The 3,673-nt window shown below is 30.7% G+C and carries 3 protein-coding genes; 1 reads left to right on the top strand and 2 read right to left on the bottom strand.

Annotation, left to right across the window (positions count from 1 at the left end):
* Nucleotides 1–341, bottom strand: a 341-nt coding sequence (locus AZF08_RS32075; RefSeq protein WP_321141632.1) for a Cna B-type domain-containing protein, incomplete at its 3' end; no start/stop codon positions are given.
* Nucleotides 320–2,014 carry a Cna B-type domain-containing protein gene (locus AZF08_RS30965; RefSeq protein WP_063177408.1) on the bottom strand — a complete coding sequence of 565 codons (1,695 nt, stop codon included), beginning with the start codon at nucleotides 2,012–2,014 and terminating at the stop codon, nucleotides 320–322. The genes AZF08_RS32075 and AZF08_RS30965, both read right to left, overlap by 22 nt.
* Before the next feature lie 1,291 nt (nucleotides 2,015–3,305).
* Here AZF08_RS30965 and AZF08_RS26055 point away from each other — a divergent pair.
* The coding region (locus tag AZF08_RS26055) for a Ger(x)C family spore germination protein (RefSeq protein ID WP_456061914.1) at nucleotides 3,306–3,673 on the top strand (368 nt) is incomplete at its 3' end.

The raw sequence follows: 3,673 nt of genomic DNA, 5'->3' as shown, positions 1-3,673 counted from the left end.
TCGGCATCATAACCAGCTAAATCTTTAAATTCATATGTCCAACCAGTTGCTTCTGTTACTTCTTGCGTCGCAACCACTTGACCATTTTGTARTAAGTCTACTTTGATCATTTTCGGACGATCTTTCGCGTTGTCATCCTTCCACGTCTTCGTTCCTTCTACCTTTGTTTGGCCAACCTTTGTATTCGTAATGTCGTAACCGTTGACCTCTGATTTATATCCATCTACCAGTTGTTCTTTCACTTCATACTTATATGCCTTGCCCTCGGCATCATAWYCAGCTAAATCTTTAAATTCATATGTCCAACCAGTTGCTTCTGTTACTTCTTGCGTCGCAACCACTTGACCATTTTGTAGTAAGTCTGTAAGTCTACTTTGATCATTTTCGGACGATCTTTCGCATTATCGTCTTTCCATGTCTTTGTTCCTGTAACTGATGTCTTTGGTGTTTCTTTTTTAGTATTTGTTATTGTGAACCCTTCATCAGAGTTACCTGTTACAACTGATTCATAACCATCAGGTACATTATTTTCCACGACATCATACTGAATTTCTTCACCATGTTCATTGTACTTAGGTAAATTTTCGAATGTATAAGATGTCTCACCATTACTTAGATTAATAGTCTGTAAAACAGATGCATTTTCGTTTGAGTGATGCTTATTCAACAACTGAATTTGAATGCTAGGCTTCATATCAGGTGCATTAACCCATTTTTTTAATACTGGAATACTAGTCTTTTTAACTTTATTAGAAATCGGCAGCTTAATTCCATTTATAGCATTTGAATCAACCGTAAAACTTATTTTTTCCTGAGGATCAAAATCAATATACTTCGGAGCTGAAATCTCTTGCACGTAATAATTGCCTGGATTTAAATTAGTAATTTCAACTATACCTTGTCCATCTGTCGTAAACATATCACTAACTTGTTGACCTGATTCTGTATACAACTTAAACGAGACATTTGGTATTACTTTTTCTTCATCCCCTTCAAGATGCTTAACAATTCTTAGAGTTCCTTTTGGAGGTAAGTCACCATCAGCACCACCACCAAAAGCTATATTTTTGACTGAGGCACTACCTGAATCGGAAACCGGTTCTTCGTTCATAACCTGGTAATTAATCGTATAATTATTTTTAAAGAATTCTTGTTTTTTGCCACTTTCATTTATAGTAGCCGTATAACTAATAGTAAACGAATTACCATTTGCAGAATTCTTATAAATAATGACTTCAAAAGAGTGTTCGCCAGTAAACTTAATCAATCCATAACCTTGATGTTGAAATTCTTCAATTGACAAAGGCCTATTTCCATTAATTTCTATTCCGAAATTATTTTTATTAAGCGTTTGACCTTCTTGCAAACTATCAGACAAAACAATATCAGAATTTAACTGTTGTTTTTTTAAATTCACATTCAAAAACCAACGTACTTCATTGGAATTTCCTGGTTGAATATCACCTGCTTTGTAGAAAAACTGTCCAGGTTCTGTACCACCACCGCTTGGATGGACAATCGTTACAGTTTGAGATTCTAAACTTGTACCTAAATTTGTTGGGATACTTTTCTCTTCTCCCACTGCTATATTAGAAGCTTGAACTGTAAAATTAAAATGCCCTCTAATATTCTGAAGTTTCTCAACTGTATCATTAAATATACATACCACATTACTTGTGTTTATTTCACAAGTACCAAAATTACGATTTTCATCATTATTTAACGGAATCGACCCCTTAAATCCAAGTAATTCTGTAGGTAGGCTTAATGTCAACGTATCTCCAGACTTCATATTGTTTCCAGATTTATCACTGAAATTCACTCTTATTCCAGTCTGTTCCCCATACTGTAGTGTCGTTTTGTCAATTTTAAAACTATCCACAAATCCTGTTGAATTTAATTCTTGTGCGTTTACTATATGTCCTATTATTGGTACAAGATTTTGACCTATGGTAAACATAAAAATCATACAAATTAAAAAAAGAGAAGTTACTCTTTTTAAATATATAGCCATGTTATCCCCCTATAAATTAAATTGAAATGGATCCCGTTACAAATATGCTGTAGCTTTGAAAAAGTCATACAAACTCCTAACATATAACGAAACAGATTTTTAATACATCAAAAACCTTGTTCTATTATATTATTAAGATGTTCCACTTGATTTGGATAATTGTTGCTGGCATCTTTTTCTCTTTCTTCAACTCTTCTACTCTATTGGATCAACCAGATTTTGATTGTCATGATACGAGACCAAGAAACTTGAAAAGAAAAGAACAGAAAGCTTTCTTGAAGAAATCACTCGTATTTTCTTCAGAGTCTACTGCACGTTGCAAATACCTCCATTTTCTATGCAAACAAACTATCATAAAACAAAATAATACCTCTCATTAAGTATGAAGTTCTACTTAAGCTATCACTACCTCTCTTAAAATATTAAATATTTTTAATTATTTATGTAATCCTCTTTCCTAAATCATATACAGCCAATTTTTTGTTGAAAATTTAGTATATATATTATACGAAAGAAGTTATTTTAAAAAATGATAACATTCAATCTATTAGATATAAAAACTTGATTCAAAATCTATTCTTTCTTTTATGATTTTATAAAAAACATGTCAATTAATTATTTCTTTCGACAGATTTAGATTATATATTTAGTTTTAATCATTGTCAAAATATAATTGTTCTATTTTAGAAATAATTATTACATTAGATTTATTAATTACTCGATTGAATATAAACGTACAGAAATGAATGTATTCTCTCTTACAACTTTAGAACCGAGAAATGTTTTTCAGACCTAGTAACAGAGTTCCTACTCTACTTCGTAGGGGGATTTTTAAATAGAACATATTTGTTTAATCCCTATATGTACCCAATAGTGGGATTAATTTCAACCGTCATAAACATAAATTAAATTTCTACAGAAGAAAACAAAAAAAGAGCGGCAGATGCAATACACAAACACGTAAATAAGGTAAAGTGAATCGAACTGTAAACTGAAAATTCTGAAAATTAAATCTATTTTTATTCATTCTTTCTTTGTAATTATAAGTTTAACATAAAAAACAAAATAAAACAACAAAAATATACAAAATTCTGATAAATTCGATATTTATCTTACACGTTAACATAAAACAACTTATCGATAGTTTTAATAAAAACATGGAATATAATGATGATTATTTTGGAAAAATACCACAAACAATTAAAATTCAACATTTAATAATTAATACGATGTAAAATCTAACTTAGAATGAGTTATTTCTCAATTTTGTTTTTTACTGGATGGAGAAAATATGAAAAAAATTATCCGAAAACAAATTTTACTATTTGGTATTTCGTTAATATTTATGACAGGGTGCTTGCAAAAGGATATTATTGATGATGTTCAATTAATTCAAGGAGTTGTATACGATACAGCAAAAGATAAAATAAAAGCAACGATTGTCTGTCCTATTCAAAAAAAAGGTCATCAAGTCCAAGTATTTGAGAACAGTGGAAACACAATAAAACAAGGAAGGGAAAACGCCTCTTTCGAATCTGCACAACCGTTTACCAGTGGACAATTACGAGTTGCTCTTTTTACAGAAAAATTAGCGAAAAAAGATATCACAGTAGCGTTTGATACACTTCTACGAGATAGTAGCATAGGACATACAATATA

Source organism: Bacillus gaemokensis (genome assembly GCF_001590835.1).
GTDB classification, from domain to species: Bacteria; Bacillota; Bacilli; order Bacillales; family Bacillaceae_G; genus Bacillus_A; species Bacillus_A gaemokensis.
This window is presented reverse-complemented; position numbering and strand designations above follow the sequence as displayed.